Genomic DNA, 22,390 nt, shown 5'->3' on the forward strand with positions numbered 1-22,390 from the left:
GAAAAAAGAAAGGATTATTTCAATGAAAACGTGGAAGAAAATGGCTTTATCTTGTCTAGCATTAGCCTCGGTCGCTGGTTTGGCAGCTTGTGGCTCCTTGACAGGAAATCAGTCTAGTGAAAAAAGTGCCAGTGGCAAAGATGGAGTAACCGATATCCTCATGTATCAAATAGGTGATGCACCAAAGAACTTGGATGTGCTTCTTGAAAACGCTAATAAAATTCTTGAAAAGGAAGCTGGAGCCCACTTGGATATCAAATACATTTCTTGGGGTGACTACAAGGATAAAATGGCCATTATTACCTCATCAGGAGAAGAATTTGATATTGCCTTCGCGGACAGCCCAACCTATTTGACCAACGCTCAAAAAGGTGCTTACGTGGACCTCACTGACCTCTATAAGAAAGAAGGAAAGGCCCTCTATGACGCACTCGATCCGGCTTATATCAAGGGGACAACCATTGATGGAAAAATTTACTCCGTACCAGTTTTTGGAAATGTAGCTAGTCAACAAATGCTATCCTTTAACCAAGACCTGGTTGACAAGTATGGTTTTGATATTTCCAAGGTTGATAGCTACGATGATTTGGAACCCATGTTGGCTACAATCAAGGAAAAAGAAAAAGATGTGACACCGTTAGCTTGGATTAAGTCCAGCAAGCCCTCAACCGATGGTCTAGAGTTCCCAGCAGGAAATGAACTTCCTTTTGCGGTTGACTTGCAAGGGGATACCAAAAAAATTGTGAATCCTTTCCAAGTAGAACGTCGAATGGAAGATCTTCGGACAATTCATAAATATTACAAGGAAGGATATATTCTTTCCGATGCAGCGACAACTGATGCGACCTTTAACTTGGATGTAGCTAACTGGTTTGTGCGCGAAGAAACCCAAGGTCCTGCAGATTATGGTGATAGCCTTCTTTCAACTGTGGCTGGGTATCCAATTACATCTCAAGCCATTACAACTGCCTACAAGACCAATGGTTCCACACAAGTAGCCAATTTTGTTATTTCCAAAACTTCAAAAAATAAAGAAAAGGCTATGGAAGTCTTAACCTTGATGAACACCAATCCAGAGCTCCTCAATGGTTTAGTCTTTGGTCCAGAAGGAGTTAACTGGGAAAAGGATCCAAGTGCAGAAAATCGTATTAAACTCTTGGATGGTTACATGAATGATACTCGGATGTCAGCATGGAACACTGGTAATAGCCAAATTCTCTATATCACTGATAAGGTAACCGATAAGGATATTGAGAAATCTAAGCAATTGCTTGCTAGTGCGCAAGAATCTCCACTTCTAGGTTTCAACTTTAATGCTGATGCAGTTAAAACTGAAATTACCAGCATTCAAAATATTATGAGTCAATATGCAGCCAGCATCAATACTGGTACTGTCGACCCAGATCAGGCAGTTCCAGAAATGATCAAGAAGTTAGAGTCTGAACCATCCTACCAAAAAGTTATGGATGAGATGCAAAAACAATATGACGCCTTCCTAGCTGAGAAATAGGGGTTAAAGTCCCAGACAGCAAGTAACAGCAGATTGGTCTTGTAATAGACTAGCCGTTGTGTGGGCAATAAGTCGCTATTGTTTTTAATGGGTTAGAGGAGGAGGTTGGATTTTTGCCTGCCTCCTCTTTCTATTTGTTGTCGAGACGCTTCTGATCTTTTGGAAAATAGCCAGATTCCTTGAAAGTGAAGGAGGAGTCAGAAGATTGGTTAATCGCTTACAAAAACAGCGGTATTTTGGTAAAATAGAGATAAGGAGAGGTTATTATGTTAAAGTGGATGGATTCTTTTTTCAACTTATCTTTCTTCCTGATGAAAGTCAGTGCTCTCTATTTTGTATTAGTTTTGTCCGGAGGATTTCTTTTGGGGCTCTCACCGGCCAATGCGACCCTCTTGCAACTCTATGATGCCTATGGTTGGGATGGGAAACAGTATCGCTTTGGCCAAGCATTTCAGCTTTTTAAGAATAATTTCCGTCTTCATAATGCTTGTTTGGCCATTTTACTAGCTGTATCGGTCTTTTTGTTTAGTGGTATATGGTTGCTGCTGCAATTTCCACCGTCCTTGCTGCAGCAAGTGGTACTGGTCACCAATTTTTTAGGCCTTTGTTTTGTTCTAGTTCTTTATGCACTTTTTCTAAAGTTAGCGACCCATTTACGTTTTCCACTATTCCTCGGGCTGAAACTTGCGACAATTGCCCTCTTCCTGGATTGGAAAGGTCCTTTACTTTTTTTAGCCGGCAGCCTAATTTGTTTGGTGCTAACCTTTAAGCTCCCCCTCTTGTTATTCTTCTTTTTACCGTGTTTGTGGTTGTTCTTTGTCTATGATGTGTTTCATCCTCTTTTTCAAAAAGTTGAAAGGGGCTATCTATGAAACCCTTGTTTTTTCATCGATTACTAAAGAGCTACTCTGTTCTCGTCATAGGAATTGTTATCTTTTTTACCGGTATCTTATCCTACAGTACCTGGCTGCAATATGAACAAAGTCGCTTGGGACTGCAACAAGAAGTTGCCGATATTTTAAAGGTCGAGCTAGATGATTATCAAGGCCGTGTTGGCAATTATTTGGCAGATTATCTAACGGATAGCAAGCACTTGGAGGCCTATTACCGGTATTTTCAAGAAAGCCCATCCCAGTATCAGTCTTGGTTACTGGATCAAAATCGGAACTCATCTGAAGATATTTCTCTACAGGATGCGATTCGAACCCTCTATCTTTATTATCCCTTTGTTAAAGGACTAGATTTGGTACCAGTTGAAGGGGAGACGGTATTTGTCTCCAATCAGGATCAGAAATCTGGAAGGAAGCTTGCTTTGGAAAACTACCAGGCACCAGAAAATAGTCTGACATTGACCCTGCTGTCACCAGTTACAACAGAGGGAATGGCAACTGTCTATGTAACGGTTGATCAGCAGCTCTTGGATGATATTGTTCTGGGGAGAAGTAGCGATGGTTTGCGAGTCCGCGTCCAAGATTCCTTAGATCGATTGGTCTATCAATATGGTCAGGAAGGGCAGAGTTTATCTCAGACCCGCCGAAGCAGTGGTGATTTGGAAATCTCAGTCGCCTTTCTTAAAAGTGCTGCCTTGACTGAAATTGGTTCTCTGATTGCCGTTATTCTATTTGGTGGGCTGTTCTTGGCAAGTACTTTGCTTTGGGTCCTACGTCGAGTCTTTCGACAATATGAGATTCAGGTAGAAGATATTGTGACTAGTATCCAAGCCATTGCCTCTAGCGAGGAGGATTTGCGCATCCGAACCGATAATAAGCAGCAAGAGATGCATATGATTGCTTCCGAAATTAATGAGATGTTGGATAGTCGGGACCAACACACACAAGCCATTTATCGGCTCCAGTTAGCTCAGAAAGATGCAAATATGAGGGCCTTACAGGCCCAAATCAATCCGCATTTTCTTTATAACACTTTGGAGTTTTTCCGCATGTATGCAGTCAGCAAGGAGATGGAAGAACTAGGGGATATGATCTATGAATTCTCCAGTTTACTCAGGGGAAATGTTTCACCTACTCCCTGGACAAGCGTGGCAGACGAATTAGCCTTTTGTGAGAAACATAGCTATATTTGCCAGATGCGTTATCCCAAGTCCATTGCCTATGCCTTTCAAATTGAGGCAGGTTGTGAGGATTTGAAAATTCCTCGTTTCACACTCCAACCGCTGGTGGAGAATTATTTTGTACATGGATTGGATTTGCGAAGACATGACAATGCCTTAAGCTTGAAGGTAAGTAAGGAGGGGCAGAGTCTGATTTTATCTGTACGAGACAACGGGAAGGGGATGTCGGAAGATACCCTGGCGGTATACCAAGATCTGTTTAGTAAACGTCAACTGAGCCAAGAAAATCGCTTACGGTCAATTGGTTTGATCAATGTCCATGAGCGGCTTCTTCTTTCATTTGGAGATCGCTATCAGATGGAACTTGGGTCAGAACTGAATCAAGGAACCTGGTTCAAAATCCGTATTGACCAAGTCTTTGAAGAAGGAGGTCAGAATGCGTAAAATGATGGTCGTAGATGACGAGTATATGATTTTAGAAGGTATGAGGCACCTTCTACCTTATGAGGACTACCAGATTGAGATTGTTTATACAGCAGAGAGTGCCGAGCAAGCTTTGGCCTACATGGAAGAAAATCCAGTCGATATCGTTTTAACAGATGTCACTATGCCGGGTCTAACTGGTCTGGAAATGATTCAACTCATGAAGAAGACCTATCCTCAGATTCATGTCATCATCATGTCGGGTTATCAGGAATTCGAATATGCCCGCCAAGCCGTCTCTTTAGGAGCTTTGGACTATCTGGTGAAGCCTATTAATAAAAAAGAATTGGCAAGGATCCTACAAACGTTACCAGAAACGCAAAGAGAATCTGAGACTGTTGCCTCAAAGCAGTTTTTGGCTGGAATATTATCACCAGAAGATTTGTTAGACGTCGAAAATCCTCGATGGTTTGTCGTTAACCCACAGCCCCTTGGAAATTACTATGCTCGAGAGAAAACGATTTTTCATCGGGTTTATTATCTCCAATTGTTAGGAGAGGAAGAGTCTTCTGCCATGTACAGGGAAGTTGTGACTCCATCAAGCACGCTAGAAATTTTAGTGGATCATTTTCAACGGTTTCTCTTTTATGGGGGCTTGGGACAGGGAGCAGACTTTGATTCGCAATTTTATTATCAGTCTTTTGAAGGTTTGATTGAAGCTGGACAGGTCCTAGAGATTTTGCAATTGGTACCGGATTTAAAGACAGCACTGGAGGCTTCTTGTCCACCCTTATATGTGACCAAGCAATTTGTAAAGAATATTGTTTCGGATGTGTTTCATTACTTTCGCCAAACCCATCATCACCGCTTAGAGGCCTTTTATGAGGGGGTGGAATCGAGTGAGAAACTGGATCAGCTCTTAGAAATTTTTATTAAAAAAATAAGGGATTTGGTTCAAACTTCAGGCTATAGCCAACATGTTGGTGAGGTTATTTTGCTGATTCAAGAGCAATATGCTCAGGAGTTGTCACTGAAGGAGGTCAGTGCCCGTTTCTATTTAAATCGGGTGTATCTGGGGCAGTTGATTAAAAAGGAGACAGGACATAGTTTTGCGGAGTTGCTGAATCAGCAGCGAATTAAGGTGGCCCAGCAACTGCTCTTACATAGTCAGGCAAGTATTGAGGAAATTTGTTTTCAGGTCGGCTATAGCAATGTTGGGTATTTTTATAAGATATTTAAACGGACTTGCGGGCAGTCACCCAAGAGTTATCGCCAGTCTATGAGTCAGTTGGGAACTGAGATTTAGGTTATAAGAAGGAGATATGAAATGGTAGAACTCCATTTGAAAAATATTTATAAACGCTACCCCAATAGTCAGCACTATTCGGTGGAGGATTTTAATTTGGATATTAAGGACAAGGAGTTTATTGTCTTTGTTGGTCCATCTGGCTGCGGAAAGTCCACAACCTTACGGATGATTGCGGGGCTGGAGGAAATCACAAAAGGGGAGGCTTATATTGACGATCGCTTGATGAATGATGTGGCTCCAAAGGACCGAGACATTGCCATGGTTTTTCAAAACTATGCCCTCTATCCACATATGACAGTCTATGACAATATGGCTTTTGGACTTAAACTTCGAAAATACAGTAAGGAAGATATCCAAAAGCGAGTGGAGGAAGCAGCCAGGATTTTGGGGTTAACTGAATTTCTTCAACGCAAGCCAGCTGATTTATCAGGTGGACAACGACAACGGGTAGCTATGGGAAGAGCCATTGTTCGGGATGCTAAAGTTTTTCTGATGGATGAGCCTTTATCTAATTTGGATGCCAAATTACGGGTCTCCATGCGGACAGAAATAGCTAAAATTCATCGCCGAATTGGAGCGACGACTATTTATGTGACCCATGATCAGACAGAGGCCATGACTTTGGCAGATCGGATTGTCATTATGTCCGCTACTAAAAATCCAGAAGGAACCGGAACCATTGGGCGAGTGGAACAAATCGGTAGCCCAGAAGAACTCTATAAACAACCTGTGAACAAATTTGTGGCTAGCTTTATTGGTAGTCCAGCTATGAATTTTTTTGAAGTAAAGTTGAATCACGGACACTTGCTAGGAGACGGCTTTGAGCTTGAACTACCAGAAGGGAGACGCAAACTGTTAGAAGCACAGGGGTATGAAGGAAAACTTTTGACCTTAGGCATCCGTCCTGAAGATATCAAGGCGACAGAGTTGGAATTAGCTACTTATCCCCAGTCTCATGTCCAAGCAGAAGTAGTTGTTTCTGAACTCTTGGGAGCTGAGGTGATGCTTTATTCCAAGGTAGGGCAAACAGAATTTGTTTCTCGCTTGGAGGCTCAGCATCGGTATGTTGCCGGAGAAAAGGTGACAGTTGCCTTTAACCTGAACAAAGCTCATTTCTTCGACCAAGAAACAGAATTGGCAATCCTGTAGTACTTTTTATCGAATAGGAAGACCAGAAGGGTTCTAACTTTTGGTCTTTTCTTACTTTTGTCAAAGGAATCTTTAGTTATTTTTTGCAAAATCTTGAAAAATTGGTAAGATAGAAAGTACTGAAAACAAGGAGGACACTATGGCAAAAAAAGAGGTCAGTCTAACAGCCTATAATGATGATGCCATTCAAGTCTTAGAAGGTTTGGACGCGGTTCGGAAGCGTCCTGGAATGTACATTGGCTCAACCGATGGAGTGGGTCTGCACCACTTGGTTTGGGAAATTGTTGATAATGCTGTCGATGAGGCCTTATCTGGTTTTGGAGATCGCATCGATGTGGTGATCCATCAAGATGGCTCCATTTCTGTTGCCGACCATGGACGGGGGATGCCTGTCGGGATGCACGCGATGGGGAAACCAACTGTTGAAGTGATTTTCACGGTTCTCCATGCGGGTGGTAAGTTTGGTCAAGGTGGTTACAAAACATCTGGTGGTTTGCACGGGGTTGGATCCTCTGTGGTGAATGCCCTATCCTTGTGGTTAGAGGTGGAAATCACTCGGGATGGCGCTGTTTACCGTCAGCGTTTCGAAATGGGGGGAACTCCGGTAACGGGTTTGGAGAAGGTTGGTAAAGCGCCTAAATCTCAGTCTGGTACCAAGGTTCACTTTATGCCAGATCCAGCCATTTTCTCGACGACCAATTTTAAATTTGGAACAATCGCCGATCGCTTGAATGAATCAGCCTTTCTGCTCAAGGATGTTACTCTTAGTCTTAAGGATGAGCGGTCTGGGGATGAAGTCTCTTTCCATTACGAGAATGGGGTTCAAGACTTTGTGGCTTACCTCAATGAAGGGAAAGAGGTATTGACCCCTATTTTAGATTTTAAGGGCGAAGATCAAGGCTTTCAAGTTGAGGTAGCCCTCCAATATAACGATGGCTATTCCGATAATATTTTATCCTTCGTAAACAATGTCCGTACCAAAGATGGGGGAACCCATGAGACAGGGCTGAAGACAGCCTTGACCAAGGCCATGAATGACTATGCTCGCAAGACCGGACTTCTTAAGGAGAAGGAGAAGAATCTGGATGGTTCCGATTACCGTGAAGGCTTGACCGCTGTTCTATCGTTGCTTGTGCCTGAAGAGCATTTGCAGTTTGAGGGACAAACCAAGGACAAGTTAGGTAGTCCCTTGGCTCGACCATTTGTTGAAGGGATCATGAATGAGCAATTAACCTATTTCCTGATGGAAAATGGGGAAATGGCCGCAAACTTGATTCGCAAGGCTATTCGTGCCCGTGACGCTCGGGAGGCGGCAAGAAAGGCGCGTGATGCGAGCCGATCTGGTAAGAAGAAAAAGGATAAAGGGCTTCTATCTGGTAAGTTAACCCCAGCTCAATCGAAGAATGCTGCTAAAAACGAGCTCTTCCTAGTCGAGGGGGATTCTGCCGGAGGTTCTGCTAAACAAGGACGAGACCGCAAGTTCCAAGCCATCCTCCCTCTTCGAGGGAAGGTCATTAACACGGCCAAGGCCAAGATGACGGACATCTTGAAAAATGAAGAAATCAATACCATGATCTACACAATCGGTGCGGGCGTGGGAGCAGACTTCCAAATTGAAGATGCCAACTACGACAAGGTGATCATCATGACCGATGCGGACACCGATGGTGCCCACATCCAGACCCTGCTCTTAACATTCTTCTATCGCTACATGAAACCCCTGGTTGAAGCTGGCCGGGTCTACATTGCCCTACCACCGCTTTATAAAATGTCTAAGGGACGTGGTGCCAAAGAAGAAGTGGCCTATGCCTGGACAGATCAGGAACTACAGGAGCTTCGCAAACAATTTGGGAAAGGTGCCACTGTCCAGCGTTACAAAGGATTGGGTGAGATGAACGCCGATCAATTATGGGAAACCACCATGGACCCAGAGACGCGTACCTTAATCCGAGTTACCATCGATGATGTTGCGCGTGCCGAACGCCGCGTGTCTACTCTGATGGGTGATAAGGTTGAACCACGCCGCAAGTGGATTGAGGAAAATGTCACCTTCACCTTGGAAGAGTCTAGTGTATTTTAAAATCTAACTAACTTCTAAATCAGAATTACTCGCGAAATTTCAAAAAAATGACGAAGAAAACCGATGAAGAACTAACTAAAGTTCATCAAGAAGGTTTGACAAATTCAGATTTTGAAATTTAATGAGTATAAGAAAATCAACTAAGAGGAATCTGATGTCGACAATTCAAACTATGTCCCTTGAGGACATTATGGGAGAGCGTTTTGGACGCTACTCAAAATATGTCATTCAGGATCGGGCCTTGCCAGATATTCGGGATGGTCTGAAGCCTGTTCAACGCCGGATTCTTTATTCCATGAATAAAGACGGCAATACGTTTGAGAAGGGCTACCGCAAGTCAGCCAAGGCTGTCGGAAATATTATGGGGAATTTCCATCCGCATGGGGATTCGTCAATTTACGATGCCATGGTGCGGATGAGTCAGGACTGGAAAAACCGTGAAATCTTGGTCGAAATGCACGGGAACAATGGTTCCATGGATGGGGACCCACCTGCCGCCATGCGGTATACGGAATCCCGCCTGTCCGAGATTTCAGACTACCTGCTTCTGGATATTGACAAGGAAACGGTTCCCTTTGCCTGGAACTTTGATGATACAGAAAAAGAACCAACGGTTCTCCCGGCGGCCTTTCCCAATCTATTAGTAAATGGAACTACAGGGATTTCAGCTGGTTATGCGACGGACATTCCGCCTCATAACCTTGCCGAGGTTATCGATGCTGTGGTCTATCTGATTGACCACCCCAATGCCAAACTGGACAAGTTGATGACCTTCCTCCCGGGACCAGATTTCCCTACTGGTGGAATCGTTCAAGGTAAGGATGAAATCCGTAAAGCCTATGAAACCGGAAAAGGGCGAGTGGTGGTTCGGGCCAGAACAGAATTCGAAGCCCTTAAAGGTGGGAAGCAACAGATCGTGGTGACGGAGTTGCCGTATGAAGTCAATAAAGCTAGTCTCGTTAAAAAGATTGATGATATCCGTTTGGGTAATAAGGTTGCTGGAATCGCTGAAGTTCGGGATGAAACTGACCGTACAGGTTTGCGGATTGCCATCGAGTTGAAAAAGGATGCCAATGCTGAATTGATTTTAAATTACTTGTTCAAGTACAGTGACCTGCAAATCAACTACAATTTTAATATGGTGGCTATTGACCATTCTACTCCACGACAAGTTGGTTTGCACCGCATTCTGACTAGTTATATTCAACATCGTCAAGAAGTTATTCTGGCTCGTAGTCGTTTTGAAAAAGCGAAAGCGGAGAAACGCTTGCATATTGTAGAGGGGCTAATCCGGGTGGTATCTATCTTGGATGAAGTCATTGCCTTGATTCGACAATCGGAAAACAAGGCAGATGCCAAGAAGAACCTAGAAGCTACTTATGACTTCACGTCGGAACAAGCGGAAGCCATTGTCACCTTACAACTCTATCGTTTAACCAATACGGATGTGCAAATCCTTCTTGCTGAGCAAAGTGAATTGGAAGAGACGATTCAAACCTTGCAAGCTATCATAGGGGACGAAGGAACCCTCTTTAACCTCATGAAAAAAGAGTTACGGCAGGTCAAAAAGACCTTTGCCTCTCCTCGTTTATCAGAGTTACAAGACCAGGCTCAGACGATTGAGATTGATAGTTCCAGCTTGATTGTGGCAGAGGATACCTATGTGTCAGTGACAAAGGCAGGCTACATCAAGAGAACCAGTCCTCGTTCCTTCTCTGCTTCTAACCTAGAGGAGATGGGCAAGCGGGAGGATGATCATTTGATCCTCTTGGCGTCTTGTCAAACAACTCAGCACCTCTTGCTTTTTACCAATAAGGGAAATGTCATCTATCGCCCAGTTCATGAGCTGGCGGATATTCGTTGGAAGGACTTAGGCGAGCATCTGAGCCAATCCATCACGAATTTCGGCCAGGACGAGGAACTTGTCTTTGCGCAAATTGTGTCGGATTTTGAAGCAGGAACCTATTTGGTTGCTAGTCAATCCGGACAAATCAAGCGTTTGGCGCTTTCAGAAATCAAACCTTGGCGGACTTATAAGTCTAAATCAACGGTGTATATGAAACTCAAGGGTGAGCAAGACCAGGTAATTTCTGTCTCCCCAATTGAGCAAGAGTCTATTTTGGCCATCAGTCACTTGGGCTATGCCCTCCACTTTGCTGCTGAGGAGGTTCCTCAAGTCGGTGCCAAAGCAGCAGGTGTCAAGGCTATGAATCTCAAAGCAGATGATTGGCTGGTAGCGGCTTTCCCAGTTAAATCTGAGACCTTCTATCTGCTCACACAACGAGGTGCTATTAAGGCCAATCGTGTGACAGACTTCCCATTAGCTGGTCGAGCTGGCCGTGGCTTGCAAGTCTTGAAAGAATTGAAAAAAGCACCTCATCGTGTCTTTATGGCGGGACCTATCTCTGTCGATGGACCTGGACTTTTGGAAGTTTTGGATCAAAGCGGGAAAAACTATCCAGTTGAATTGGCACACGTAAGTCTCTTGGAGCGAACTTCAAACGGTAGTTTCATTGATGAAAAGTTGGCAGAAGCTGGTGTAGCGGAAGCCTACTTGAAAGTGGTAGAAGCTGATAGCTTGAATGCTTAATACTAAAATCTCAAATTCTGGCCTTATCAAACCATTATGAAAGATTTGAGTATTCCGGTTTTAATATTCCTTAAGTACAAAAATGAATAGACAAAAATACCAACCTCACATGGGGTTGGTTTTTTGATATTTGCGGAATAACCTTATTTTCCTAAACAGAATTGGGAGAAGAGTTGTGTAATGAGTTCATCCGGTGCTGCATCTCCGGTAATCTCCCCGAGAATTTCCCAAGTTCGTGTTAAATCAACTTGGAGAAGATCCACAGGCATACCGAGCTCTAAGCCTTCGTTTACAGCCTGGAGACTGGCTACAGCTTTTTCGATGAGACTAATGTGACGAGAATTGGAGAGGTAGGTGGCATCTTGCTCGACCAGACCAGCATTTTCGAAAAAGAGTTGATTAATCCGTTCCTCAATCGCCTCCAAGTTATCTTGCGTCAGCACAGAAATAGGGATTGCATCTGCGGGCACTTGATTCCTTTCAATATTGGACTCTAAATCTGTTTTGTTGAGGAGAACAATTCGATTCATATCTTGAGTTAATTCCAAGAGTTGACGATCTTGATCTGTCAAAGCTTGATTCGAGTTTAGTACAAGCAGAACCAAATCTGCTTCAGCTAAAGCTTTGCGGGAGCGTTCAACCCCAATTTGCTCAACAATATCCTCGGTTTCACGGATACCTGCTGTATCAATAAGTTTGAGCGGAATTCCTTGGATATTGACATACTCCTCAATGACATCCCGGGTCGTACCTGCAATATCCGTTACAATGGCCTTATCCTCTCGCAGGAGGCTGTTGAGTAGACTCGATTTTCCAACATTGGGACGACCAATAATAGCAGTCGTGATTCCTTCGCGAAGGATTTTTCCTCGACGGGCTGTTTGAAGAAGGGAGGTTAGCAGCTGCTCAAAGTCTGCTGTTTTTTCTCGCAGCAATTGGGTGGTCATTTCCTCCACATCATCGTATTCCGGATAGTCGATGTTGACCTCTACCTGAGCCAGCGTATTTAGAATTTCCTGCCGGGTATCATTGATTAACTGTGAAAGCGAGCCATCCAATTGTTTGACTGCGATATTCATAGCTTTATCGGTTTTAGCGCGGATTAAATCCATAATGGCTTCGGCTTGAGTCAGGTCAACCCTGCCGTTTAGAAAAGCGCGTTTGGTGAATTCACCCGGTTCGGCCAAACGTGCCCCTTGTCGAATCAACAGCTGAAGAATCTCGTTGGTAACAGCCACGCCGCCGTGTGTATTGATTTCGACAACATTTTCACGGGTAAAAGTCTTAGGAGCCAGCATAATGCCCACCATGACCTCATCTAGGATTTCATCTTTATCCGGGTCGATAATATGCCCATAATTTAAGGTATGACTAGCCACCTGATCCAGGTTCTTTCCCTTAAAAACTTTTTTCAAAATGGTTAAACTATCCGAACCAGAAAGTCGGACAATGCCGATGGCTCCCTCACCAAGGGGAGTGGAAATAGCAGTAATAGTATCAAATTCTTTGGTAATCATAATATGTGTTTAAAATCCTTTATTTAATAGCATTCTTGTGTTCTTTGTCCCAAATCTGGCCCAAATGTTTAGAAAATTTTTTGATTTTGTCAAAGTCTGCAATCACTTTTTTGTAACAAATGGGTGTAAGGATTGAGGGAAACAGTGGGCTCATTTATTTTTATTTAGTTAGAATTTTGTTCTCTGGCTTCCCTCACGATTGATTCAGCTTCTTCTTTAGCTGCTTGAACCAATCTTTCGGCATCTAACTTAGCTTTCCTAAGAGTTTCTTCAGCCTCAACTACTAATTTTTCCGCTTTTTCAATTTCATCCTTCTTGAGCAAAGGGAATTCGGTTCTTGATTGAAGGAGCAAATTCATAGCAATAATGGCTGGTATGTAATAGGTAACCGGGGCAATTAAGAACAAAAGTGAGATAAACCATGTCCTATAGTAAAACGGTAGTTGATTTTTCATAAGATCCTCCAATTCCGGGAAAGAATGTCAGTCCCTAATTCGACATCAGTATCTCTCTTTTCCTATTCTAGCATTTTTCAGGTTAAACTGTGCTAAACTAGGGTTAGTAACAAATAGGAGGTGGTTGTATGAGTCTAGATATCGCAATCAAAAGCTTTGAGCAACTGAGTAAGAGTGAGTTATACGCTCTTTTGCAGGCACGTGTCCAAGTTTTTGTAGTGGAGCAAAATTGTCCCTATCAGGATATTGATGGAGTGGATGACAAATCACTGCATGTCTTGTTGAAGGAAGAAGGGGAGTTGACTGCTTATCTTCGGATGATTCCTTTAGATAATGAAGGGAACCGCTATCAAATTGGGCGTGTTTTAACCTTAACGCGAGGGAAGGGACATGGTTTTGAAGTTATGGCGCAAGCCATTGACTATTTAGTTCAGACGGGAAACTTGGAAGAGATTGTGCTTGAAGCTCAGTCTTATGCCATTGGATTCTATGAAAAATTTGGTTTTCATGTGACTTCTGAGGAATTTTTGGAAGATGGAATCCCTCATGTAGAAATGAAGCGACAGTTTCTATAGAGATGGGAAAATTTGAAGACAAAAGAAAAAGTTGAGATGTATTTTGGCAGTCTCAACTTTTTTGAAATTTATTCAGTTCCAGTTGCTTCTCCACTGTTTGTGATTGGAACCTCGGTTGTTGCTGAGTTGTTGGTTTCAAGTGTAGGTTCTTGACTGGAGCTCTCGCTTGGAGTCACTGTTTCGCTGGAGGAAGGGATTGTTTCAGTATTTCCAGTTTCTACCTGACTACTTGAGCTAGGTGTTTCAGGGTTACCTTGAATTTGGCGAATAATGGTTTGAACGGGGTTGGAATTCCCATTGGAAGGGTTGTTCCGGTTCATAAAGGTGTAGATGGTAATGGAGGCCGTAATCAAACCAAGAATACCACCAACAATGGCCAATGTTCGTTGAAAGGCATTAAGACCGGAATTTAATTTCTGTTTGGTTTTCTCTTTGTCAATGACTGGTTTCTTTGATTTTTGTTTCTTACGTCTTGATAATTCTGTCATGATGTTCTCCTTTACTCTTCTTATTATAGCTAGGGGCAGAAGAAAATTCAAGATTGAACTGGGTTCCACAGGATTAATTTGCAAAGTTTATGGTAGACTTTAGGAAGTATAAGTGTTTGAGGGCAGAAATGGTTCCTGCCGCACCTATTGAGATATCTGAGATGTTGGGGTGCCGACCAACCAAATACTTAACATCGACAAGCCTTCCGTTGGGTGGGCTTTTTTGTATGAATATGCAATTTAAGAATCAGGCTGCCGAAGCACCTGCATGCTGGTAGATTGAAAATAGGAAATGGAATTGAAATTAACGGTAATACTCTTTTAATTTCAAAATCTGACATTGTCAAGGCTCCTCGGTGAACCTTTAGTTCTACCATCGTCGCCTTTCCTCGTCATTTTTTCGAAATTACTCGAGTATTCTGATTTTGAAGTCAAGTTGGTATAAATCGTCACGAATTAAATGGAAAAGCATTCGAGTGTGTTTGATTTCCTTAGGATCCGTTTGGTGGTTTTTGAAGTAGACAGCTGGGTGTTTGTCGAAGTTTTTTGGCTCGAATTCCCAACCGTAACCTTGAATCCAAGTTTTGTGACTTTTCCTGCCGCTTTATCAAAAACTAGTGATATAATAGGAGCATTGAAAACAAGGAGTCAGCATGATATATTTTGACAATGCGGCCACTACCCGTCCATATCCGGAGGTCTTGGCCACTTATACAGAAATAGCTTCAAAAATTTGGGGAAATCCTTCTAGTTTGCATCGACTTGGAAATCAGGCTCATCGTTTTTTGGAGGCCTCACGTAAACAAGTTGCGGATTTAATTGGGAAGGATCCACAGGAAATTGTTTTTACCTCTGGAGGCACGGAGGCCGACAACTGGATTCTGAAAGGCGTGGCTTTTGAGAAGCAAGATTTTGGACGCCATATCTTAATCTCCGCTGTAGAGCATCCGGCCATTGCGGAGTCTGCCCAATGGTTGACGCAACAGGGGTTTGAGGTGGAGCTCATTCCAGTTGACAAGACTGGGCAGATTGATGTGGAGCAGTTTGCTTCACAGATTCGACCGGATACCATTTTGGTTTCGGTTATGGCCGTGAATAATGAGATTGGTCGTATTCAACCCATTCCTGAAATTTCCAGCATTCTGGAGGCCTGGCCCAAGGTTTCTCTCCATGTAGACGCAGTTCAAGCGCTTGGTAAAGTGGATCTATCCTTATTTTTGCCGGAACGTGTTGATTTTGCTAGTTTTTCGGGTCACAAATTTCATGGGCTGCGGGGAGTAGGATTTGCTTTTCTTAAGAAGGGAAAACGGCTGTCTCCTTTGCTTACTGGTGGTGGGCAAGAGGGTGATCGCCGGTCTACTACTGAGAATCTGGCGGGCATCGGAGCTATGGCGAAGGCTCTTCGCTTGGCTTTGGAGGAGCAAGACCTGGTTCAAGAACGTTTGGCAGCTATCAAAGCCAGTCTTTTCCAAGAGTTGTCCAAGTATGAGGATGTAGAAATCTTTTCAGGTTTAGACGGTTATAGTCCGAATATTTTAACGTTTGGAATCAAGGGCGTTCGGGGTGAGGTGCTTTTACACGCCTTGGAATCTTACGATATTTTTGTCTCTACTACCAGTGCCTGCTCCGCTAAGGCTGGAAAACCTGCGGGTACTTTGATTGCGATGGGGATTCCTGGCAATCGAGCTAGTTCAGCCGTTCGCTTGAGTTTCTCGCGGGAGAATACCATGGCACAGGTGGAACAATTTTTAACCACCTTTAAATTGATTTATCAACAGACAAGGAAAGTACGTTAAACATGCAATATTCAGAAATCATGGTGCGTTACGGGGAATTGTCCACCAAGGGTAAAAACCGTATGCGTTTTATTAAACAACTCCGCCGCAATATCAAGGATGTCCTATCTCCTTTTCCGCAGGTAGAAATTACGGCAGATCGAGATCGGGCACATGTCTACTTGAATGGGGCTGATTATGAAGCCGTTTCTCAAAACTTGAAAGAAGTCTTTGGGATTCAGAATTTCTCACCCGTTTACAAGGTTGAGAAATCTATTCCAGCCTTGGAGGCAGCAGTGTTAGAGATTATGTCGTCTATCTATAAGGAAGGGATGACCTTTAAAATCTCAAGCAAGCGGAGCGATCATAGCTTCGAGCAGGATTCCCGTGAATTGAATGTGACTTTGGGAGACGTTGTTTTCCGCAACTTCCCTTATGCGCAAGTTGCCATGAAGGGACCAGATATCAATCTTCAGGTGGAAATTCGAGAAGAAGCAGCCTATCTGACACATGAACGCATTCGAGCTGCTGGTGGTCTACCAGTGGGAACCTCTGGAAAGGGAATGCTGATGCTGTCTGGTGGGATTGATTCTCCGGTAGCTGGTTACTTAGCCCTCAAGCGTGGTGTGGAAATTGAAGCCGTGCACTTTGCGAGTCCTCCTTACACCAGTCCAGGTGCTTTGAAGAAGGCCCATGATTTAACACGGAAATTAACCAAGTTTGGCGGCAACATTCAGTTTATTGAGGTTCCCTTCACAGAGATTCAAGAAGAAATCAAAGAAAAAGCGCCTGAAGCCTATTTGATGACCTTGACCCGTCGTTTTATGCTGCGTATCACAGATCGGATTCGAGAAGTTCGAGGTGGTCAAATTATTGTGAATGGGGAAAGCCTGGGGCAAGTTGCTAGTCAAACAGTTGAAAGTATGCAGGCTATCAACGCGGTCAGTTCCACTCCGATTATCCGTCCAGTTGTGACTATGGACAAATTGGAAATTATCGATATCGCCCAAGCTATCGATACTTTTGATATTTCTATTCAACCCTTTGAAGACTGTTGTACCATCTTTGCACCCGATCGTCCTAAAACAAATCCCAAAATTAAGAATGTGGAGCAGTACGAACAACGTTTGGATGTTGAAGGATTGGTTGAAAGAGCCGTTGCAGGGATTCAGATTACTGAAATTACTCCTCAAGTCCAACAAGATCAAGTCGATGATTTGATTGAGGATTTGCTTTAAAAAAAAGCTAGGAAACTATAGATTTAGGTTTCCTAGCTTTTTTTATTGGATGACTGTTTATTGCGATATTGCTTTGGAGTTAGGCCGACAACTTCTCGAAATTTTTTTGTGAAATAACTTTGGTCATTAAATCCACACTGATAGCAGATTGTTACAATCGGTTCTTTTGTTTCTACTAATAATTTTTGTGCAGTTTTCAGGCGATAATGTAATAGGTACTCTGACATAGTTTGATTGAGATGTCTTTTAAATTCTCGGGACGTTTCGCTTCGACTAAGCTGCAAATGGCTAGCTAAGTCTGATAATGTCATTGGTTCAGAGAAGTGTTTTTGTATGTAGAGGATCATTTGCTTGGCACGATCGTTTTGTATAACAGGAGTTCCAGTTAGAAGCGGTTTGAACATAATAAATAGTTTGGACCAGATTGTAAAGACTTTTGAAATGATTTCAAAAGAGTGAATAGATTCTTGAGAGTTTAGTAAGTTCACGATCTCCTTTAGAAGTTGAATAATCTCTAGAGAAAGCTTATCAGTAGAATCTAATACTTTATATTGGAGGTTCCCTTCATCTATAATGGTTTGCACATTTTCTTTAAAGAATTGACTTTTAGAATCAGGGCAAAGAAAACTAGGAGGCACTGCAAGGCAAAAATAACTTGCTTCTGTGGTTACTGAACTAGAACGATGAAGAACTTGTGAATTGATGAAAAAAGCTTTTCCTTTCTCTACTTCAAATTGTTGATGATCTGTTGACCAGAGAATGCTGCCTTCTGTGGTATAGCAAATCTGAATTTGCTCATGCCAGTGCCAATCAACCAATTGGTATCCTTTCTCTGTAAAAGTTGTAAGCAGGCAGGATATGGGAAATCCCGGTAACGTAGGAAGAGTTTCTTGTTGATTTAATTCTAAAGATAGATGCTTCGATTTCAAAACGACCTCAATAATTTTATAAAAATTTGCAATTATTCTTCTATAATTCTCAAAGATAACGCAATAAAATTATTTTATCACAATTAGGAGGTCAAGATGAATACACGTCAAAAAAAAGGTTTTGTTTACACACTAACAGGTAGTGTCGGTTGGGGGATTTCAGGTGTTTCAGGGCAGTTTCTGTTTGATCATTATGGAATGAGCGCCAATTGGTTGACATCTATTCGAATGTTAATTTCAGGAATCCTACTTTTACTATTAGCCTACTATAAAGGCCAAAATCTTACAGGAATGTGGAAAAACCGAGAAGACCGACGTGATATTTTTTTATTTAGTATTTTTGGTCTTTTATTGTGTCAAGCTACATTCTTAGGTGCTATTAAATATTCAAACTCTGGAACAGCTACGGTATTACAAAGTTTAAATGTGGTATTTATGAGTATTATCACAGCACTATTAAGTAGAAGTTGGTTGTCGAAAAAACAAATTTTATCCATAGTTCTTGCACTATTTGGAACTTTTCTCCTTACAACAAATGGTGAGATAACGAGTCTGAACTTATCCCCATTAGCATTGGTATTGGGTTTGCTTTCAGCAGTAGGCCTAGTCATCTATACTTTGCTTTCTCATGGAATCATTTCTAGGTGGGGCAGTCTTCCAATTACGGGTTGGGGAATGCTTATTGGTGGTATACTATACGCGATTCCAAGTCGTATTTGGGAACTACCGTCTACTCTAGATTGGTTCTCTGCGTTCATGATTTTTATTATTATTTCTGTAGGAACTGTACTAAGTTTTAGCGTGTTTTTGGAAGGTGTAAAGTATATAGGACCAGTGAAGGCTACACTTATAGGGTGTTCTGAGCCATGTTCTGCAGCAATACTTGCTTTTCTGTTTCTAGGAACCAGGTTGTCCCTATTGGAATCGATTGGATTTGCTTTAATTATTTTGGCAGTTGTATTGACTGTTAGTAATGTTAGTTTGAAACGGAAATGGCATAAAACTAATTGACTATTCCAAGTAGTCACGGAAATCACGCCTCAAGTCCAACAAGATCAAGTCGATTGAAAGTTTTAAAATGAAGTTAGCCACCCATCCTTACCCGCGAAATCAGGAGTTAAACATACTCTGATGGCGTGGTTGATTTCATTTGATAATAGGTTTGGATCTGTTAGGCTATAAAGCCAAGGCTAATCCTAGCCTTGCTTTAGCCAAAAAAACAGCTTCAAAAGTCCCTGTTGTCAAATGAAATCCTATTTTAAGGTATAAGAAAACACCTCCGTGCTATACTTGTTGTTCACCACAAACAAAAGGAAGGGCACAGAGATGCAAAACAATTATACAACAAAAGGGAAACATTTGACAATCCATGATCGCCGGAACATTGAAAGATGGCTTGCTGATGGGAAATCTCACCGAGAGATTGCGCGACTTCTTGGAAAAGCACCTCAGACGATTAACAACGAGGTTAAGCGTGGGATGGTACTCCAACAGGAAGGGAAAGGACGCTTTAAAAAAGTCTATTCAGCTGATTTTGCTCAGGCTAATTACGAGAAGAACCGCAAACGTTCTGTTAAAAAACTGATTCTAACCAAGGAATTGAAAGAGAAAATCCTTCATTACCATAAGCAAAAGTATTCTCCCGAAATGATGGTGAAAGCGAAAAAAATTGAGGCTGGAGTCTCTACCATTTACTATTGGATTAACAATGGTCATCTTGGATTAACGAAGAGAGACATGCTTTATCCCAGAAGAAGGAAAGCTGCTAAGAAGCGGGCTAGTTCAAATTTTAAACCGGCGGGTCAATCAATTGAAGATAGACCGGAAGAGATTAATCTTCGATTAGAAAATGGTCACTACGAGATTGATACCGTTGTGTTGACCAAAGCAAAGAATAATTGCTTATTAGTCATGACTGATCGCCGAAGTCGGCATCAAATTATGAGATTAATCCCTGATAAAACAGCTCAATCTGTGAATCAAACTCTCAATAAAATTTTAAAAGAGCACCAAATACTGTCTATTACAGCGGATAATGGCACGGAATTCAATCGCCTATCAGAGGTGTTTTCAAAACAACATATTTATTATGCACACCCTTACTCGTCTTGGGAAAGGGGAACGAATGAAAACCAGAATAGGCTCATACGTAGATGGTTACCAAAAGGAACCAAAGAAACGACCCCAAAAGAGGTCGCCTTTATTGAAAATTGGATAAACAACTATCCTAAAAAATGCTTGGGATACAAGTCGCCGAAGGAATTTCTTATTGGTGGCTAACTTCAACTTGAAATTTAGCAAGATCAAGTCGATGATTTAATTGGGGATTGGCTTTAAAAATTCTTGACTTTTCTCTTGCTTTTTTATTTTGAATGGGGTAAAATACAAGAGTTGACTATGCACATCCTGTGCAACCGCACGATCATCGTTTTAAGTGGTTCGCCCCACGATGCTAGGCGAGTCTTCACAAAAGGGGAAACCCGAAAAATTTTATAGGAGGTGCATAATGAGCACATACGCAATTATCAAAACTGGCGGAAAACAAGTTAAGGTTGAAGTCGGTCAAGCAATCTACGTTGAGAAGTTAGACGTTGAAGCAGGTCAAGAAGTTACTTTTGACGAAGTTGTTCTTGTAGGTGGTGAAAAAACTGTCCTTGGAACTCCTGTAATCGCTGGCGCTTCTGTAGTTGGAACTGTTGAAAAACAAGGAAAACAAAAGAAAGTTGTAACTTTCAAGTACAAACCTAAAAAAGGTAGCCACCGTAAACAAGGTCACCGTCAACCTTATACAAAAGTTGTCATTAACGCAATCAACGCTTAATTAGAGGTGAACACATGATACAAGCAGTCTTTGAAAAAGCCGAAGATGGCGAGCTGAGGAGTGCAGAAATTACTGGACATGCTGCCAGTGGCGAGTACGGCTTTGATGTCGTGTGTGCGTCGGTTTCTACGCTTGCTATTAATTTTGTGAATTCAATTGAGAAATTCGCAGGCTTCGAACCGCATCTAGAATTAAACGAAACCGAGGGTGGTTTTTTACGCGTGGAGATTCCACAAAGCATTCCCCCTCATCAGAGAGAGATGGCTCAACTCTTTTTTGAATCCTTCTTTCTCGGTATGGCAAATTTGGCGGAAGACTCGTCGGAGTTTGTACAAACTAAAGTTATCACTGAAAGCTAATATGGAGGAAAACAATTATGTTGAAAATGAATCTTGCTAACTTGCAATTATTCGCCCACAAAAAAGGTGGAGGTTCCACATCTAACGGACGTGATTCACAAGCGAAACGTCTTGGAGCAAAAGCTGCTGACGGACAAACTGTAACTGGTGGATCTATTCTTTACCGTCAACGCGGTACTCACATCTACCCAGGTGTGAACGTAGGTCGCGGTGGTGACGATACACTTTTCGCTAAAGTTGAAGGCGTAGTACGCTTTGAACGTAAAGGTCGCGATAAGAAACAAGTTTCGGTTTACCCAATCGCGAAATAAGAGAGTTGGACAGAACGATATTAATTATAAAAATCGTTCGTAGTCCAACCTCCGTACAGTTGATTCGGTTGTTTTCGGAGTTTGAAAACGAACGAAAACACCAATCAACCACTGCGTCATAGTGATTTCACTAACAGAAATAGGATGGTTGAGACTTTATTCAACCATTCTATCGCCTCTTTTTGATTTTAAAAAAAAGGTGTCCTAAATACTTATGAAATAAGGCTTTCCGTATGTTCGGAGAGCCTTATTTTTTTGTACCCAACTTGGTACCCATATTTGTAAGTTCCGTTTGTATTCAAGTTAAGAGTAGAATCGAGAGAATTCTGAGAATTGATACTCGAATCTTTTAAAGAGATGACTGGGAAAGCAGATGATGGTGTTATTCAACAGGTCTGGGAGATCTGTTGAATCCTATCGATAATGCATGCAAAGTAGATCATCAATCAGCTCACCGTCAAGCTTGACAAGGTCAGATTTTGAAATTGAATGAGCATGAGTTGATCCAAAAGGGCATTAACAATCGTTTTAGAGTCTTTTATACTCTTTTAGTTTATCTTTTATTACTGTGTTAGCTCGTCTTGCCGTACTTTAGTACTGCCTGCGACTCGCTGCCTTGTACTAAAAGCAAACTAAAAGACTATACTTTCCTTTTATAGTCATTTAGTTTTTAAATAGTATGTTATTGCATCAGTTATAGAGTCCATCTTGCGAAGTAATTCTGTAACTGATTTTTTTAGAATAGCCCAACTTTGCTCAATTGGATTTAATTCTGGAGAATACGGTGGTA

20 protein-coding genes and 1 other annotated feature are annotated in these 22,390 nt (G+C 42.1%); of the genes, 15 read left to right on the top strand and 5 right to left on the bottom strand.

Going from position 1 to position 22,390, the window contains the following annotated elements:
* Nucleotides 1-22: 22 nt before the first annotated feature.
* From JEQ21_RS02120 to parC, 7 genes are all read left to right on the top strand, one after another.
* Entirely contained in the window at nucleotides 23-1,510 is a 1,488-nt protein-coding gene (locus tag JEQ21_RS02120; protein WP_199363772.1) for an ABC transporter substrate-binding protein, read from the top strand.
* 266 nt (nucleotides 1,511-1,776) lie between these two features.
* Nucleotides 1,777-2,382, top strand: coding sequence for a DUF624 domain-containing protein (locus JEQ21_RS02125; protein WP_199363773.1), 606 nt, complete (start codon nucleotides 1,777-1,779; stop codon nucleotides 2,380-2,382).
* A complete protein-coding gene (locus JEQ21_RS02130) occupies nucleotides 2,379-4,025 on the top strand; it encodes a sensor histidine kinase (RefSeq protein ID WP_199363774.1) in 1,647 nt (548 codons plus the stop codon). Before JEQ21_RS02125 ends, JEQ21_RS02130 begins: the two co-directional genes overlap by 4 nt.
* A complete protein-coding gene (locus JEQ21_RS02135; RefSeq protein WP_199363775.1) occupies nucleotides 4,018-5,310 on the top strand; it encodes a response regulator transcription factor in 1,293 nt (430 codons plus the stop codon). The genes JEQ21_RS02130 and JEQ21_RS02135 overlap by 8 nt, the downstream gene beginning before the upstream one ends.
* Nucleotides 5,311-5,331: 21 nt before the next feature.
* Nucleotides 5,332-6,462, top strand: coding sequence for an ABC transporter ATP-binding protein (locus tag JEQ21_RS02140; RefSeq protein ID WP_199363776.1), 1,131 nt, complete (start codon nucleotides 5,332-5,334; stop codon nucleotides 6,460-6,462).
* A 139-nt stretch (nucleotides 6,463-6,601) separates the two neighbouring features.
* Nucleotides 6,602-8,542 (top strand): DNA topoisomerase IV subunit B, encoded by a 1,941-nt coding sequence (gene parE / locus JEQ21_RS02145; protein ID WP_199363777.1) that lies wholly within the window; start codon nucleotides 6,602-6,604, stop codon nucleotides 8,540-8,542.
* A gap of 154 nt (nucleotides 8,543-8,696) precedes the next feature.
* A complete protein-coding gene (gene parC / locus JEQ21_RS02150) occupies nucleotides 8,697-11,132 on the top strand; it encodes a DNA topoisomerase IV subunit A (RefSeq protein ID WP_199363778.1) in 2,436 nt (811 codons plus the stop codon).
* Nucleotides 11,133-11,275: 143 nt separating this feature from the next.
* Here parC and mnmE read toward each other — a convergent pair whose 3' ends face one another.
* On the bottom strand, nucleotides 11,276-12,649 hold the full coding sequence (gene mnmE / locus JEQ21_RS02155; protein WP_199363779.1) for a tRNA uridine-5-carboxymethylaminomethyl(34) synthesis GTPase MnmE: 1,374 nt from the start codon (nucleotides 12,647-12,649) through the stop codon (nucleotides 11,276-11,278).
* 164 nt (nucleotides 12,650-12,813) lie between these two features.
* Nucleotides 12,814-13,104, bottom strand: a complete 291-nt coding sequence (locus JEQ21_RS02160) for a hypothetical protein (RefSeq protein ID WP_199363780.1) — start codon at nucleotides 13,102-13,104, stop codon at nucleotides 12,814-12,816.
* A gap of 128 nt (nucleotides 13,105-13,232) precedes the next feature.
* On the opposite strand from JEQ21_RS02160, the gene JEQ21_RS02165 reads away from it, so the two are divergent.
* Entirely contained in the window at nucleotides 13,233-13,679 is a 447-nt protein-coding gene (locus JEQ21_RS02165) for a GNAT family N-acetyltransferase (RefSeq protein WP_199363781.1), read from the top strand.
* A 68-nt stretch (nucleotides 13,680-13,747) separates the two neighbouring features.
* On the opposite strand, the gene JEQ21_RS02170 is transcribed toward JEQ21_RS02165, so the two are convergent.
* On the bottom strand, nucleotides 13,748-14,167 hold the full coding sequence (locus tag JEQ21_RS02170) for a DUF6556 family protein (protein WP_199363782.1): 420 nt from the start codon (nucleotides 14,165-14,167) through the stop codon (nucleotides 13,748-13,750).
* Between the two features lie 653 nt (nucleotides 14,168-14,820).
* Here JEQ21_RS02170 and JEQ21_RS02175 point away from each other — a divergent pair.
* Nucleotides 14,821-15,963 (top strand): cysteine desulfurase family protein, encoded by a 1,143-nt coding sequence (locus JEQ21_RS02175; RefSeq protein WP_199363783.1) that lies wholly within the window; start codon nucleotides 14,821-14,823, stop codon nucleotides 15,961-15,963.
* 2 nt (nucleotides 15,964-15,965) lie between these two features.
* The gene (gene thiI / locus JEQ21_RS02180; RefSeq protein ID WP_199363784.1) at nucleotides 15,966-17,180 is read left to right on the top strand and encodes a tRNA uracil 4-sulfurtransferase ThiI; all 1,215 of its coding nucleotides are present in this window, start codon (nucleotides 15,966-15,968) and stop codon (nucleotides 17,178-17,180) included.
* Nucleotides 17,181-17,212: 32 nt separating this feature from the next.
* Here thiI and JEQ21_RS02185 read toward each other — a convergent pair whose 3' ends face one another.
* A complete protein-coding gene (locus JEQ21_RS02185; RefSeq protein ID WP_199363785.1) occupies nucleotides 17,213-18,109 on the bottom strand; it encodes an AraC family transcriptional regulator in 897 nt (298 codons plus the stop codon).
* 96 nt (nucleotides 18,110-18,205) lie between these two features.
* Between JEQ21_RS02185 and JEQ21_RS02190 the strand changes: the two genes are divergently transcribed.
* The 5 genes from JEQ21_RS02190 to rpmA all read left to right on the top strand — a co-directional run bounded on the left by JEQ21_RS02190 (nucleotide 18,206) and on the right by rpmA (nucleotide 21,600).
* On the top strand, nucleotides 18,206-19,120 hold the full coding sequence (locus JEQ21_RS02190) for a DMT family transporter (RefSeq protein WP_199363786.1): 915 nt from the start codon (nucleotides 18,206-18,208) through the stop codon (nucleotides 19,118-19,120).
* 315 nt (nucleotides 19,121-19,435) lie between these two features.
* Nucleotides 19,436-20,389 (top strand): IS30 family transposase, encoded by a 954-nt coding sequence (locus tag JEQ21_RS02195; protein ID WP_199363787.1) that lies wholly within the window; start codon nucleotides 19,436-19,438, stop codon nucleotides 20,387-20,389.
* Nucleotides 20,390-20,511: 122 nt separating this feature from the next.
* Nucleotides 20,512-20,583 (top strand) — a sequence feature (ribosomal protein L21 leader region).
* A 32-nt stretch (nucleotides 20,584-20,615) separates the two neighbouring features.
* On the top strand, nucleotides 20,616-20,930 hold the full coding sequence (gene rplU, locus JEQ21_RS02200) for a 50S ribosomal protein L21 (protein WP_135037918.1): 315 nt from the start codon (nucleotides 20,616-20,618) through the stop codon (nucleotides 20,928-20,930).
* 14 nt (nucleotides 20,931-20,944) lie between these two features.
* Entirely contained in the window at nucleotides 20,945-21,289 is a 345-nt protein-coding gene (locus JEQ21_RS02205; RefSeq protein WP_179924257.1) for a ribosomal-processing cysteine protease Prp, read from the top strand.
* Nucleotides 21,290-21,306: 17 nt separating this feature from the next.
* Entirely contained in the window at nucleotides 21,307-21,600 is a 294-nt protein-coding gene (rpmA, locus tag JEQ21_RS02210) for a 50S ribosomal protein L27 (protein WP_003032879.1), read from the top strand.
* Nucleotides 21,601-22,259: 659 nt separating this feature from the next.
* On the opposite strand, the gene JEQ21_RS10240 is transcribed toward rpmA, so the two are convergent.
* Nucleotides 22,260-22,390, bottom strand: a 131-nt coding sequence (locus JEQ21_RS10240) for a transposase (protein WP_196967522.1), incomplete at its 5' end; no start/stop codon positions are given.

Source organism: Streptococcus sp. 121 (assembly GCF_016458205.1).
GTDB lineage: Bacteria > Bacillota > Bacilli > Lactobacillales > Streptococcaceae > Streptococcus.

Bases quoted from the DNA above. Each gene is read 5' to 3' on its own strand.
- thiI (WP_199363784.1), top strand. From the start codon at position 15,966: ATGCAATATTCAGAAATCATGGTGCGTTACGGGGAATTGTCCACCAAG.
- JEQ21_RS02120 (WP_199363772.1), top strand. From the start codon at position 23: ATGAAAACGTGGAAGAAAATGGCTTTATCTTGTCTAGCATTAGCCTCG.
- JEQ21_RS02195 (WP_199363787.1), top strand. From the start codon at position 19,436: ATGCAAAACAATTATACAACAAAAGGGAAACATTTGACAATCCATGAT.
- rpmA (WP_003032879.1), top strand. From the start codon at position 21,307: ATGTTGAAAATGAATCTTGCTAACTTGCAATTATTCGCCCACAAAAAA.
- JEQ21_RS02135 (WP_199363775.1), top strand. From the start codon at position 4,018: ATGCGTAAAATGATGGTCGTAGATGACGAGTATATGATTTTAGAAGGT.
- JEQ21_RS02165 (WP_199363781.1), top strand. From the start codon at position 13,233: ATGAGTCTAGATATCGCAATCAAAAGCTTTGAGCAACTGAGTAAGAGT.
- rplU (WP_135037918.1), top strand. From the start codon at position 20,616: ATGAGCACATACGCAATTATCAAAACTGGCGGAAAACAAGTTAAGGTT.
- parC (WP_199363778.1), top strand. From the start codon at position 8,697: ATGTCGACAATTCAAACTATGTCCCTTGAGGACATTATGGGAGAGCGT.
- JEQ21_RS02130 (WP_199363774.1), top strand. From the start codon at position 2,379: ATGAAACCCTTGTTTTTTCATCGATTACTAAAGAGCTACTCTGTTCTC.
- JEQ21_RS02160 (WP_199363780.1), bottom strand. From the start codon at position 13,104: ATGAAAAATCAACTACCGTTTTACTATAGGACATGGTTTATCTCACTT.
- JEQ21_RS02140 (WP_199363776.1), top strand. From the start codon at position 5,332: ATGGTAGAACTCCATTTGAAAAATATTTATAAACGCTACCCCAATAGT.
- JEQ21_RS02175 (WP_199363783.1), top strand. From the start codon at position 14,821: ATGATATATTTTGACAATGCGGCCACTACCCGTCCATATCCGGAGGTC.
- JEQ21_RS02170 (WP_199363782.1), bottom strand. From the start codon at position 14,167: ATGACAGAATTATCAAGACGTAAGAAACAAAAATCAAAGAAACCAGTC.
- parE (WP_199363777.1), top strand. From the start codon at position 6,602: ATGGCAAAAAAAGAGGTCAGTCTAACAGCCTATAATGATGATGCCATT.
- mnmE (WP_199363779.1), bottom strand. From the start codon at position 12,649: ATGATTACCAAAGAATTTGATACTATTACTGCTATTTCCACTCCCCTT.
- JEQ21_RS02190 (WP_199363786.1), top strand. From the start codon at position 18,206: ATGAATACACGTCAAAAAAAAGGTTTTGTTTACACACTAACAGGTAGT.
- JEQ21_RS02125 (WP_199363773.1), top strand. From the start codon at position 1,777: ATGTTAAAGTGGATGGATTCTTTTTTCAACTTATCTTTCTTCCTGATG.
- JEQ21_RS02205 (WP_179924257.1), top strand. From the start codon at position 20,945: ATGATACAAGCAGTCTTTGAAAAAGCCGAAGATGGCGAGCTGAGGAGT.